Source organism: Herbaspirillum frisingense (genome assembly GCF_047325095.1).
GTDB lineage: Bacteria > Pseudomonadota > Gammaproteobacteria > Burkholderiales > Burkholderiaceae_D > Herbaspirillum > Herbaspirillum frisingense.
This window is the reverse complement of sequence record NZ_CP168558.1, coordinates 3,988,976-4,002,202: the sequence shown is the minus strand read 5'-3', so window position 1 is coordinate 4,002,202 and position 13,227 is coordinate 3,988,976. Positions and strand designations below refer to the sequence as shown.

The following is a 13,227-nucleotide window of genomic DNA, read 5'->3' as shown; positions in this document are numbered from 1 at the left end:
AAACTTGAATACAAGATTGAATATCTTTAAGCAGAAGCCGTGCCAGGCCATCGTCAGGCGCTGCGGTGGGAGGGGAAAGTCAGGCGGGAAGCGGCTTTGCGGCGGAAATTGCCGCGCGGCAGGATGTCATGGGAGCAACGGCGCAGCTTGTCGATGAGACAAATTGGTGAGGCCTGCGCCGTTTTTGCACCTCAAGTGCGGCGGGTCTGCACGTTTAGGCGGCAGGTCGGCAGATCGGCAAGTCGGGTCAGCCGGAGATTACAGTTCGCCCCATACCGCATTCAGGGCGGCCAGAGCGGCCAGCCCGGCGGTCTCGGTGCGCAGCACGCGGCTGCCCATGGACAGCATCAGCGCGCCCTGGGCGCAGGCCAGGTTTTCTTCTTCCTCGCTGAAGCCGCCTTCCGGGCCGACCACCAGCGTCACTGCCTGCGGCGGGTGATGGCGGGCCCAACCGGAGAGCGGCTGCTCGCCGCGGGGCGAGAGCAGGATGCGCCGGTGCAGGTCGCTCTGGGCGATCCAGCGCTTGAAGTCGGTCACTTCGGCCAGATGCGGCAGGCGGTTGCGGCCACATTGTTCGGCGGCGGCGTGGATGATGCCTTGCCAGTGGGCCTGCTTCTTCTCGGCGCGTTCGCCCGAGAGCCGTACCACGCAACGTTGCGCGGCCAGCGGCTGGAGGGCGGTGGCGCCCAGTTCCACGGCTTTTTCGATGATCCAGTCCATCTTCGACCCTTCGGGCAGGGCCTGGGCCAGGGTCAGGCCGTAGGGCAGCTCGGCTTCGCGCGGGGAAAAGGTCTTGGGTTCGGCGTGGGCGCGCTTCTTTTCGATGGCGGTCAGGCTGGCGGTGTATTCACCCCCTTCGCCATTGAAGAGGGTGATGGTGTCGCCCGGCTGCAGGCGCAGCACCTGCACGTGGTGGGCGATCTGCTCGGGCAGGACCACGGCCGAACCGATCGCCAGGGGGTGCGGGAAATAGAAACGGGGCATGGGGCAGGGTCCTGGGGGCGAGGGAGATCAAGAAAATGCAAGAAACATCGAAAAATCTTGTCAGACGATTCATAGGCCGACCCCGAATTTTAATCCCCCCGACGCACTCTGGTAAAATACGGCCCCGCGCTTGTCCTGGGTATTCCGGGCGGGCGCTTTGGCTTCAGAACCCGATTCATGCGCCAGTCGGCGCCTCCAGCACAGCACACACAGACATCGACATGATTTCCACTCTCCCCACCGACAAGATGGCCAACGCGATCCGCGCGCTGGCGATGGACGCAGTTCAGAAAGCCAATTCCGGTCACCCGGGCATGCCGATGGGGATGGCCGAAATCGCAGTCGCCCTGTGGGCCAAGCACTATCGCCACAATCCGGCCAATCCGCAGTGGGCCAACCGCGACCGTTTCGTGCTCTCCAACGGCCACGGCTCCATGCTGCAGTACGCGCTGCTGCACCTGACCGGCTACGACCTGTCGATGGACGACATCAAGAATTTCCGCCAGCTGCATTCCAAGACTGCCGGCCACCCCGAAGTGCACATCACCCCGGGCGTGGAAACCACCACCGGCCCGCTGGGCCAGGGCATCACCAATGCCGTGGGCATGGCGCTGGCCGAAAAGCTGCTGGCGGCCGAATTCAACAAGCCCGGCCTGTCCGTGGTCGATCATTACACCTACGCCTTCGTCGGCGATGGTTGCCTGATGGAAGGCATCTCGCACGAGGCCTGCTCGCTGGCGGGCGTGCTGAACCTGTCCAAGCTGATCGTGCTGTATGACGACAACGGCATCTCCATCGACGGTCACGTCGAAGGCTGGTTCAAGGACGATACCCCGAAGCGCTTCGAAGCCTACGGCTGGAACGTCATCCCGGCTGTGGACGGCCACAATGTCGAGGCGGTCAGCGCCGCCATCCACCAGGCCAAGCTGGCCGACAAGCCGACCCTGATCTGCTGCCGCACCGTCATCGGCAAGGGTTCGCCCAACCTGGCCGGCACCGACAAGGTCCACGGTGCCGCCCTGGGCGACAAGGAAATCGCCGCCGTGCGCGAAGCGCTGGGCTGGTCCGCCGCCCCCTTCGAGATCCCGGCCGACGTCTACGCCGCCTGGGATGCCAAGGCCACCGGTGCCGATTTCGAATCCAGCTGGAAGCAGACCTTCGATACCTACGCCGCCCAGTTCCCGGCCGAAGCCGCCGAACTGCTGCGCCGCCTGAAGGGCGAACTGCCGGCCGCGTTCGAATCGACGGTGACCGCCTACATCAATTCCACGCTGGAAAAGAAGGAAACCATCGCCACCCGCAAGGCCAGCCAGAACGCCATCCAGGCCTATGCGCAGGCACTGCCGGAATTCCTGGGCGGCTCGGCCGACCTGACCGGCTCGAACCTGACCAACTGGAAGGAATCGGTGGCCGTGCGCGCCGACCAGCGCGGCAACCACATCAACTACGGTGTGCGCGAGTTCGGCATGAGCGCCATGATGAACGGTATCGCCCTGCATGGCGGCTACCTGCCCTTCGGCGCGACCTTCCTGACCTTCTCCGACTACAGCCGCAATGCCCTGCGCATGGCCGCGCTGATGAAGATCCGTTCGCTGTTCGTGTTCACCCACGACTCCATCGGCCTGGGCGAAGACGGCCCCACCCACCAGTCGGTGGAACACGTCTCCAGCCTGCGCCTGATCCCCAACCTGGACAACTGGCGTCCGTGCGACACCACCGAGACCGCGGTGGCCTGGGCCGAGTCGATCAAGCGCAACGATGGTCCCAGCACCCTGATCTTCTCGCGCCAGAACCTGCCCTTCCAGGAGCGTACCGACGCCCAGGTCAAGGACATCGCCCGTGGTGGCTATGTGCTGCGTGATGCGCCCAATGCCAAGGTGGTGCTGATCGCCACCGGCTCCGAAATCGAGCTGGCCACCAAGGCCGCCGATGCGCTGAGCGCCGAAGGCATCGCCGTGCGTATCGTCTCGATGCCCTCGACCGACGTGTTCGACCGCCAGGATTCGGCCTACAAGGCATCGGTGCTGCCGCGTGGCATCCCGCGCGTGGCCATCGAGGCCGGCGTGACCGCCTTCTGGTACAAGTACGTGGGCCTGGAAGGCTCCGTGGTCGGTATCGACACCTTCGGCGAATCGGCACCGGCCGGCGTGCTGTTCAAGCACTTCGGCTTCACCGTCGAAAACGTGGTGGCCAAGGCCAAGGCAGTGCTGGCTTGAGCGCTACGCCAGCCATGAGCGAGCAGGTCCTGATCCGCCTTGCCCGCAAGGGTGATGCGGCGTCCATCGCCGGTGTGCGCATCGACGCCTGGCGTGCCAGCTATCGCGGCCTGGTGCCGGACAGCTACCTCGACCATTTGAAGCCCGAGGAAAGCGTCAAGCTGTGGGAACAGGTGCTGGAAGCCTCCTCGGATGCGGCCTGTACCTTCGTGGCCGAGAGCGGTGGCGAGATCATCGGTTTTGCCTCCGGTATGACGCTGGCCGAAGCCCGCTTCGGCTGCGATGCCGAGCTGACCGCGATCTGCGTGCTGCCCGATGAACAGCGCCGTGGCCTGGGCAAGCGCCTGCTGGCCAATGTCGCGGCCACCCTCATCAGCGCCGGCGCGACCGGCCTGATGGCGTGGGTATTGAGCAAGAACGAAGGCGCCGGGGAATTTTTCGAGTCGCTGGGGGCCGAAAGGCTTTATGAACAAACCTTCACCTGGGATGATGGCAGTGAACTGGACGAGATCGGTTTCGTCTGGCGCCAGCTGAAGTCCTGAGCGTGGATGCGGTAAGAACAAGAACGGCAGGAAGGCCGGAAAAGGCGGAATCATGACCGGGCCAGTGCGCCGCAAGGGCGTAGGCTGACGGGCAGGTCGCTTTACCGGCTATCGGTTTGCATCGATTTTTACTACTTGAGGAGAACAGCATGACCATTCGCGTAGCAATCAACGGTTATGGCCGTATCGGCCGCAATATCCTGCGCGCCCACTACGAAGGCGGCAAGAAGCACGATATCGAAATCGTCGCCATCAACGACCTGGGCGATCCGAAGACCAATGCCCACCTGACCCAGTACGACACCGCCCACGGCAAGTTCCCCGGCACCGTGACCGTCGATGGCGATTCCATCGTCGTCAACGGCGACCGCATCAAGGTGCTGGCCCAGCGCAATCCGGCCGAGCTGCCCTGGGGCGAGCTGGGTGTGGACGTGGTGCTGGAATGCACCGGCTTCTTCACCACCAAGGAAAAGGCCAGCGCCCACATCAAGGGCGGCGCCAAGAAGGTGATCATCTCCGCTCCGGGCGGCAAGGACGTGGACGCCACCGTCGTCTTCGGCGTGAACCACCAGGTGCTGAAGGCATCCGACACCGTCATCTCCAACGCCTCTTGCACCACCAACTGCCTGGCACCGCTGGTGCAGCCGCTGCACGAAAAGATCGGCCTGGAAACCGGCCTGATGACCACCATCCACGCCTACACCAACGACCAGGTGCTGACCGACGTGTATCACGAAGACCTGCGTCGCGCCCGTTCGGCCACCCAGTCCATGATCCCGACCAAGACCGGCGCAGCTGCCGCGGTCGGCCTGGTGCTGCCGGAACTGAACGGCAAGCTGGACGGTTTCGCCATCCGCGTGCCGACCATCAACGTCTCGCTGGTGGACCTGTCCTTCGTGGCCTCGCGCGACACCACCGTGGATGAAGTCAATGCCGTCCTGAAGGCCGCTGCCGAAGCCGGTCCGCTCAAGGGCATCCTGACCTACAACACCGAGCCGCTGGTGTCGGTGGACTTCAACCACAACCCGGCATCGTCCAACTTCGACGCCACCCTGACCAAGGTCTCCGGCCGTCTGGTGAAGGTGTCGTCCTGGTACGACAACGAGTGGGGCTTCTCCAACCGCATGCTGGACACCACCGTCGCCCTGGCGACCGCCAAGTAAGACGTGTCAAGACGCACCGGCCGGGGTTCCCTGGCCGGGAGCGTCAATTTCAGGGCTGTTTCGGCTTCTTTTCCTCGTATGCAAGCCTGCTTGCCGAGGTGAAAATAGACGGATCAGCCTGCAAAAGGATCAGAAGGCTGTTGCGAGCGTGGCTTGCAATGGCCTTTTGTCCGTTTGCCGCCAAGGGCCGCAGGCCCGTCAACAACAAGAGCAACCGACCCAACGAGGGAACGCATGTCAGCAAGCTCATCCCAGGCCCGTCGCCTGTTGGCCAACCTGGCCTTGATATCCGCCGTCAGCCTGTCGCTGTCCGCGTGCGACTATGTCAGCAGCTTCACCAAGCCCAAGCAGACCCCGGAAGAGGCCAAGGCCGAGGGTATCGCGCTGGGCGCCGGCTGCCGCCAGGCCGGCCAGAGCCTGGAAGACTGCTACCAGCGCAATCCCGATGCCCTGAAGGCCGGCATCTTCACCGGCTGGAAGGACATGCACGAATACATGGCGGCCAAGGGCATCCAGACCGTGACGCCGCCGGCGCCGGCACCCGCGGCCGATGCGGCCAAGGATGACGCCAAGGGAAAAGATGGGAAGGACAAGGATGCCAAGGACAGCGATCGCAGCAGCCGTGCCCGCGAACGTGATGCCAATCGCGACAACGCCCGCTCGCGTGACCGCGAAAGCTCCTCGTCCTCCCGCGACAGCAGCACGAGCGATCGTCGCGCCAGCCGCGAAGACAAACAGCCACCCAAGTACTGATCTTCACCTGGCGATCAGTTCGCCTTCAGGAAAGAGGGATGCACCGGCCGGTGCATCCCTTTTTTTTCACTTTTGCGCCGACATGGCCATTTCAACCGAACACCTGCTGCCACAGCCGGATCACGCAGGCCCGTTCATGCTCCACGCGGATGGCGTCGATATGCGCCCGGTCCGAGCCCTGTAGCCGGATCTGGTGCTGCAGCTTGCGGAAGAGACGATAGGCGTTGGCCGCCTCGTCGGCCATGAGGGCATCGATCAGCCCCAGCTGCGCCGCCAGCTTCAACAGCGCGATGTTGCCGATGTCGCCGGTCAGCTGGGGGTGGTCGCAGGCATGGCGCAGGACCAGGTACTGCACCATGAATTCGATGTCGATCATGCCGCCCTCGTCGTGCTTGAGGTCGAACATCATGCTGCGGTTGGGATGGGCGTCGCGCATGCGGCGCCGCATGGAAAGCACTTCCTCTTCCAGCTTGTCGGCGTCGCGCGGCTGGCGCAGCACGCGCTCGCGCAGCGCCTCGAAACGTTCACCGATGGCGCTGTCGCCGGCACAGAAACGGGCGCGGGTGAGAGCCTGGTGTTCCCAGATCCAGGCGGCATTGAGCTGGTATTTCTCGAACGCCGACAGCGGCGACACCAGCAGGCCGCTGGCGCCGTCCGGACGCAGGGCGATGTCGATGTCGAACAGGGTGCCGGCCGGGGTGTGGCTGGTCATCCAGGTGATGAAGCGCTGCGCCAGCTTGGCGTAGAGGGCCGGGGCTTCCTGGTCGTCATCATCGTAGAGGAAGACCACGTCCAGGTCGGAGGCATAGCCCAGTTCCTTGCCACCCAGCTTGCCGTAGGCGATCACGGCGAACTGCGGGACCTCGCGGTGGCGCTGGGTGATAGTGCCCCAGACCGCTTCGATGGTCACCTGCACCAGCACGTCAGCCAGGGCGGAGAGTTCATCGGCCAGCTTTTCCACCGACAGGTCGCCTTCCAGGTCCTGCGCCAGCAGGCGGAACTGTTCGGCATGGTGCAGTTCGCGCAGGATGTCGAGCTGGCGTTCGGTGTCGCCTTCGGCCGTGGCCAGCTGGCGTCGGCAGTTGTCGGAGAAGGCGGCCCAGTCGGAGCCGGCCTTGAGGTTGCGGTCGTCCAGCAGTTCGTCCAGCAGCAGGGGGTGACGCGTCAGGTAGGTGGCGGCCCAGCCGCTGGCGCCGATCATGCGCACCAGGCGCTGCAGGGCGTAGGGATATTCGGTCAGGAGTGCCAGATAGGCGGCGCGGCGGGCAATGGCTTCGAGGAAATCCAGCAGCCGTCCCAGGGCCGGCAATTCGTCGTAGTGCAGTGCCGCCAGCAGCGGCAGGCAGTTGTTGATGACCGTATTGAGCCGGTTGCGGCTGGCCTCGGGCAGGCTCTGCATGCGCGGCGATTGCCAGGTCAGGTGCAGGCGCCGGGCGCCGTCCTCGACGTCGTCTTCCGGGAAGCCGACCAGGCGCAGGGCGTCGGCCAGGCCTTCCAGGTTGTCGTTCTCGCTCACGCTCACGGCCGGGCCATCGGCTTCGCTTTCGCCGGACTGCTTGTCGGCGAAGATGGCGTCGAACTGGGCGGCGACGATGGCGCGCTGGCCTTCCAGCTCACGCAGCAGGGCCGCGCTGTCCGGGTAGCCCATCATCTGGGCCACCAGCAGCAGGTCGTCGGGATTGACGGGCAGGGTGTGGGTCTGGGCGTCTTCCAGGTATTGCAGGCGGTGTTCGAGGTCACGCAGGAAGCTGTAGGCGTCCAGCAGTTGCTGCACCACCTCGGGCGCCAGCAGTTCCTTGGCGGCCAGGGTGCGCAGGGTGATGCGGGTGGAGCGGTCGCGCAGTTCCACGTCGCGCCCGCCCCGGATCAGCTGGAACACCTGGCTGGTGAACTCGATCTCGCGGATGCCGCCCCGACCCAGCTTGACGTTGTTGCTGCGGTCCGGGTGCAGGGCTTCCTGGCGCTTGACCTCGGCGCGGATCTGGCCGTGCATGGAGCGCAGGGCGTCGATGGAGCCGAAGTCCAGGTAGCGGCGGAAGATGAAGGGGCGGCTGATCGCCTCCAGGGTGGCGATATCCTCCGGTGTGCCGGTCAGGGCGCGGGCCTTGGTCCAGGCATAGCGCTCCCATTCGCGGCCCTGGCGCACCAGGTATTCCTCGACCATGTTGAAGCTGGCCACCAGCGGGCCGGAGTTGCCGTTGGGGCGCAGCGCCATGTCGACCCGGAAGGTGAAGCCGTCTTCGGTGATCTCGGCCAGGGCGCCGATGAGTTTCTTGCCCAGGCGCACGAAGAATTCATGGTTGGACAGCGACTTCTGGCCGGCCTCGGCCCGGGTGTCGCCATCCTCCGGATAGACGAAGATGAGGTCGATGTCGGAGGACACGTTGAGTTCGCCCCCGCCCAGCTTGCCCATGCCCAGCACGATCATTTCCTGCGGGCGGCCGGACTCCTCGCCGATGGGCTGGCCGTAGAGGGCGGTCTGTTCCTGCATCAGCGCGGCCAGATGGGTCTGCACGGCAAAGTCGGCAAAGCCGGTCATGGTCGCCACCACTTCGGCCAGGTCGGCGCGGCCATCAAGGTCGCGCGTGATCAGGGCGCAGATGATCAGGTTGCGCAGGCGCCGCATGGCCGCCGGCAGCGCCAGGCCGGCGTCGAGGTCGGCCTGCAGGCGCTGCTGCATGCCGGCACGGTCCATGGGCTGGGCGGCGGCGGCCAGGACCAGGGCCGGGCGGGCGGCGTCGGCCTGGGTCCAGCGGGTGTAGTAGCGGGAGGTGGTGGCGTCGACCAGGGATCGTTGATGAACAGGCATAGGGGACCGCAAAGCTCCACGACAGGATGTGAAAACACGATGGTGTAAAGGAGGGCAAACCGTCGTTAAGGCACTTCAATGGCACTTCAGCAGGCCGCCCTGTTGACCGATAGTGTAGGCAGGACTGACAGCGGGCTGACGGTTTTGCACGATAACGGGGATTCTAGCCTTCCTTTTTAAACTTATCGGACATTTTGCCCCTCATACGTCCTTGGCACGGATGGCATGGCCTGGTTTTCCATGCGATCATGTCGCCTGCCCGATTTTCTCCCATACCGAGCTGCCTTTGCATCCTGATGTCCCACGAAAAACATAACGCCGCATCCAGGCCTGGCCGTTGGGCGCTGTGCTGGCGATTTGCACGGGGCAGCTACATTCACCTGAACCGGGCCAGCCACCATGTGCTGGGTTTCACCCTCAAGCTGCTGCTGGCGGCCTACTTCGTCTTTTGCGCGCTGTTCCTGGTGCTGCGCTATGCGGTGCTGCCCGAGATCGGCCACTACAAGCCGCGCATCGAACATCTGGTGTCGGCCCAGATCGGGCGCGCGGTCAGCATCGAGGCCATCGACGCTTCCTGGAGCGGGCTGCGCCCGCAGCTTTCCCTGTCCAATATCACCGTGCATGACCAGCAGGGCGAGGCCGCGCTGACCTTGCCGCGGGTATCGACTACCTTGTCCTGGAGCAGCGTGCTGGTGGCGGCGCTGCGGGTGGAAAACCTGAGCATCGAGGGCGCCGACCTGGCGATCCGCCGCGATGCCGCCGGCAAGCTCTTCGTGGCCGGCATCCCGGTGCCCACGGGCGGTGACGGCAGTACGCTGGATTGGCTGCTGTCGCAGCGTGAGATTGTGATCCGTCACAGCAAGCTGCGCTGGGATGACGAAATGCGCAAGGCGCCCGAGCTGGTGCTGGAAGACGTCAACCTGATCCTGCACAACCGCTGGCTGCGCCACCGCCTGTCCTTGCGTGCCAATCCGCCACAGGACACCTCGGCGCCGCTCGATGTCAGGGCCGATTTCAGTCATCCGGCCTTTGCCCGCAGTTCCGAGATCACGCGCTGGAAGGGTGTGCTGTATGCCGACCTGCGCAATACCGACCTGGCGGTCTGGCGCGCCTGGGTGGACTACCCGATCGCCATCAACAGCGGTCGCGGTTCGGTGCGGGCCTGGCTCACGCTGGACCATGCCAAGGTCGCCAATTTCACCGCTGACCTGAGCCTGGCCGATTTCAACGCCCAGTTGTCGCGCCAGCTGGAGCCCCTCTCGCTCAAGCGCGTCAATGGCCGCATCTCGGCCAGCGAAACCCTGGGCGCCGGCCAGCAGGACGGTGTACCCACCTTCGGCACCAACGGCCACCAGGTGACCCTCACCGATTTCTCGATAGAAACCCCGGACGGCTTCGTCCTGCCGCCGACCTCGATCACCGAGAGCTACGAGCCGGCCACCCCGCTCAAGGCCGAGCGCACCAGTGTCAAGGCCACCTACCTGAACCTGCAGACGCTGTCGCAACTGGCGACCCGGCTGCCGCTGGCACCCTCGCAGCGCAAGTTGCTGGACGACCTGGCGCCACGCGGAGAACTGAACGATTTCACCGTGCAGTGGCAGGGCAGTTATCCGGAACTGAGTTCCTACCGGGTACAGGGACGTTTCAAGGGCCTGGGCATGAAGGGCCTGGCGGCCCATGTGGAGCCGCGCAAGAATCCGGCCCAGCAGGCGCGCGCGCAGTGGGCGGGCTTCCCGGGCTTCAGCAACCTGAGCGGCGAGATCGATGCCACCGAAAAGGGCGGCTCGGTCAAGGTGGATACGCAGCAGCTGGTGGTCGATCTGCCCGCCGACATGTTTGCCGAGCCCAGCATGCCCTTCGATACCCTGAAGCTTCAGGCGCACTGGCAATATCTGAAGGATCAGACACTGCAGGTGGATCTGGATCAGATGCAGTTCAGCCAGCCCGGCGTGGCCGGCAGCCTGTCCGGTCGCCATCTGCTGCCCTTGCAGGGCAAGTCGGCGGGTACCCTGGACGTGGCCGGCGAGATCAGCAGCTTCGACATCAAGGCGATCCGGCGCTATCTGCCGCAGCACATGAGCGAACCCCTGCGACGCTGGCTGACCGAGGGGCTGATGGCGGGCAACCTGCATGATGTGCAGTTCAAGCTCAAGGGCGCGCTGGCTGATTTCCCGTTCCATACTGCCAAGCCTGGCGAGCAGCCCAAGGGCCAGTTCCAGCTGAGTGGCGACTTCGAGGGGCTCAAGCTGAATTACACCCCGGGCCATCTCGGGCGTGACGGCAAGGAACCCGAGTGGCCCTTGCTGGAAGAGGGGCGTGGGCGCCTGAGCATCGACCGCACGCGCCTGGAGATCAAGGCCGAGAGCGCCCGCAGCCTGGGCGCGCGGCTGGGGCCGGTGACGGCGCGGGTGGCCGATGTCGATTCGCACGAAGCCACGCTGGAAATCGATGGCGTGGCCAATGGTCCGATGCCGGCCTTCCTGCAGTACGTGAACCAGAGCCCGGTGGCGCGCTGGACCGGCAATGTCATGGAGCACAGCAGTGCGTCCGGCGAGGCGCGGCTGGATCTCAAATTCCAGATGCCGCTGAACCACGCCATCGACACCCGCGCCCAGGGTGCCTTCCACTTCGCCAACAACGACGTCGATTTGCTGCCGGACCTGCCGGTGCTGTATCGGACCATCGGCAAGGTGGAATTCAACGAACGCGGTTTCACCCTCAACGGCGTGCGTGGCCAGTTCCTGGGCGACAGCCTGGCCATCAGCGGCGGCACCCAGAAGGATGGCAGCAGCCAGGTGCGGCTGGAGGGCGCGGTCAATGTCGAGGCGCTGCGCAGGCAATACACCGAGCCCTCGCTGCAGCGCCTGCTGGCACGCCTGTCGGGGAGCGCCCGCTATACCGCCACGGTGCAGGTGCGGCAGCGCCAGCCCGAGGTCAGCATCGAATCCAACCTGGCCGGGCTGGGGCTGGACCTGCCGGCACCCTTGCGCAAGGGCGCACAGGACGTTCTGCCGTTGCGGGTGGACCTGCTGCCCCTGGCCTCGCCCGATCCGCTGATCGAGCGCGAGGAATTGCGCGTCTCGCTCGGGCAGAACATCAGCACGCGCCATGTGCGCGAACGGGTGGTGGCCAGTGGTGGCAATTGGCGCGTTGCCAGTGGCGGCATCGGCTGGAACCAGCCGGCGCCGACGCCGCCGTCCGGACTCAAGCTGGCTCTGGCGACCGACAGCCTGGACCTGGATGCCTGGCTGGCCCTGAAGAACGACCTGGTCGGCAAGGGCAGCAGCAGCCCGGCAGCCAGCTCGGCGGGGCGCCTGGCCAGCGATGATGTGACGCAGTACCTGCAGCCGGACAATGTCTCGGCCCGGGTGGGCGAGCTCAGGCTGATGGGCAAGAAACTCAACAAGCTGATCCTGGAGGCGACGCATCGCCGCAATGCCTGGCAGATGAACCTGGAGTCGCAACAGGCGGCCGGCACGGTCACCTGGGACGAACCCACCGGCGGCAAGGGCGCGGGCAAGGTGACGGCGCGCCTGTCGTCGCTGGTCATTCCCAAGTCCAGCCCGTCTGCCGAGGCGGCGCAAGCAGCACAAGCGGTACAGGCAGCACAAGTGCCCCAAGCGGCCCAGCCCCAGCCCGACAGCAGTGACGACAATGTGCAGATGCCGGCCCTGGACATCCGCGCCGACCAGTTCGAGCTGGGAGACAAGAAGCTGGGCCGACTGGAGCTCGATGCCAGCAACATCGTCACCTCGGTGGGGCGCGAATGGCGCATCAGCCGGCTGCTGCTGGCCAATCCCGATGCGCAGTTCCGCGCCGCCGGCAACTGGCTCAGCTTCGGCAGCAACCATACCTCCAACTTCACCTATGCACTGGATGTCGAGGACGCCGGCAAGCTGCTGGAACGCTTCGGGTATCCCGGTACCATCCGCGGCGGTCGCGGCAAGCTGGATGGCGACCTGAGCTGGAAGGCGCCGCCCTATGCCATGGACATGGCCAGCCTGGGCGGCCAGGTCCACATGGATGTGCATTCGGGCCAGTTCCTGAAGGTCGATCCGGGCGCGGCCAAGCTGCTGGGCGTGCTCAACCTGCAGGCGCTGCCGCGCCGGCTGACGCTGGACTTCCGCGACGTCTTCTCGGAAGGCTTTGCCTTCGATACGGTGGCCGGCACCGCCAGCATCGCTCGCGGCATCGCCACCACTGACAATCTCAAGATGGCCGGCGTGACGGCCTCGGTGCTGATGAGCGGCTCGGCCGACATCGCCCGCGAAACCCAGGACCTGCATGTGGTGGTGATCCCCGAGATCAACCTGGGCACGGCCTCGGTGGTGGCCATGGCGGTCAACCCGGTGGTGGGCGTGAGTACCTTGCTGGCACAGCTGTTCCTGCGCAATCCGGTGATGAAGTCGCTCAGTTTCGAATACAAGGTGACCGGGCCGTGGAGCGACCCCATCGTGGTCAAGCAGGGGCAGGTGTCGCCGGTGGACGCCGAGCGCGCCAAGGAAGTGCTGCAGAAGGGCCGGGACGACAAAGAGCAGTCCCCACCGGCCAATAACCTGCCCCCGGCACCGGCGGTGGCCCCTGCCTCCCCGCGTCGTCAGCCTGCGCCCGGCCCGGCCATCAATTCAGGTGCCTGAACCCGATCGGTGACGCCTGCAGATAGTCGCGGGATGGGCCATACTGAAGCATCCTTCATATCATTCACGCGTCCCGCCATAGCCGGATGCGTCAGGCAAGTGCCAGGCAAATGGCAGACAAGA

General features: G+C 65.2%; 7 protein-coding genes. 5 read left to right on the top strand and 2 right to left on the bottom strand.

Going from position 1 to position 13,227, the window contains the following annotated elements; translation table 11 throughout:
• Positions 1-258: 258 nt before the first annotated feature.
• Positions 259-984, bottom strand: a complete 726-nt coding sequence (locus ACEOAC_RS18425) for a 16S rRNA (uracil(1498)-N(3))-methyltransferase (RefSeq protein ID WP_006463141.1) — start codon at positions 982-984, stop codon at positions 259-261.
• A gap of 215 nt (positions 985-1,199) precedes the next feature.
• On the opposite strand from ACEOAC_RS18425, the gene tkt reads away from it, so the two are divergent.
• The 4 genes from tkt to ACEOAC_RS18405 all read left to right on the top strand — a co-directional run bounded on the left by tkt (position 1,200) and on the right by ACEOAC_RS18405 (position 5,658).
• A complete protein-coding gene (tkt, locus tag ACEOAC_RS18420; RefSeq protein WP_413445109.1) occupies positions 1,200-3,200 on the top strand; it encodes a transketolase in 2,001 nt (666 codons plus the stop codon).
• Between the two features lie 14 nt (positions 3,201-3,214).
• Positions 3,215-3,742 carry a GNAT family N-acetyltransferase gene (locus tag ACEOAC_RS18415; RefSeq protein WP_006463139.1) on the top strand — a complete coding sequence of 176 codons (528 nt, stop codon included), beginning with the start codon at positions 3,215-3,217 and terminating at the stop codon, positions 3,740-3,742.
• 149 nt (positions 3,743-3,891) lie between these two features.
• Positions 3,892-4,905 (top strand): type I glyceraldehyde-3-phosphate dehydrogenase, encoded by a 1,014-nt coding sequence (gap, locus tag ACEOAC_RS18410; protein ID WP_077237813.1) that lies wholly within the window; start codon positions 3,892-3,894, stop codon positions 4,903-4,905.
• A gap of 234 nt (positions 4,906-5,139) precedes the next feature.
• Positions 5,140-5,658, top strand: coding sequence for a hypothetical protein (locus tag ACEOAC_RS18405; RefSeq protein ID WP_039875190.1), 519 nt, complete (start codon positions 5,140-5,142; stop codon positions 5,656-5,658).
• A 91-nt stretch (positions 5,659-5,749) separates the two neighbouring features.
• Here ACEOAC_RS18405 and glnE read toward each other — a convergent pair whose 3' ends face one another.
• Positions 5,750-8,467 carry a bifunctional [glutamate--ammonia ligase]-adenylyl-L-tyrosine phosphorylase/[glutamate--ammonia-ligase] adenylyltransferase gene (gene glnE / locus ACEOAC_RS18400; protein WP_413628504.1) on the bottom strand — a complete coding sequence of 906 codons (2,718 nt, stop codon included), beginning with the start codon at positions 8,465-8,467 and terminating at the stop codon, positions 5,750-5,752.
• Positions 8,468-8,763: 296 nt separating this feature from the next.
• Here glnE and ACEOAC_RS18395 point away from each other — a divergent pair, with 296 nt between their 5' ends.
• Entirely contained in the window at positions 8,764-13,104 is a 4,341-nt protein-coding gene (locus ACEOAC_RS18395) for a YhdP family protein (RefSeq protein ID WP_241811955.1), read from the top strand.
• Positions 13,105-13,227: the final 123 nt, after the last annotated feature.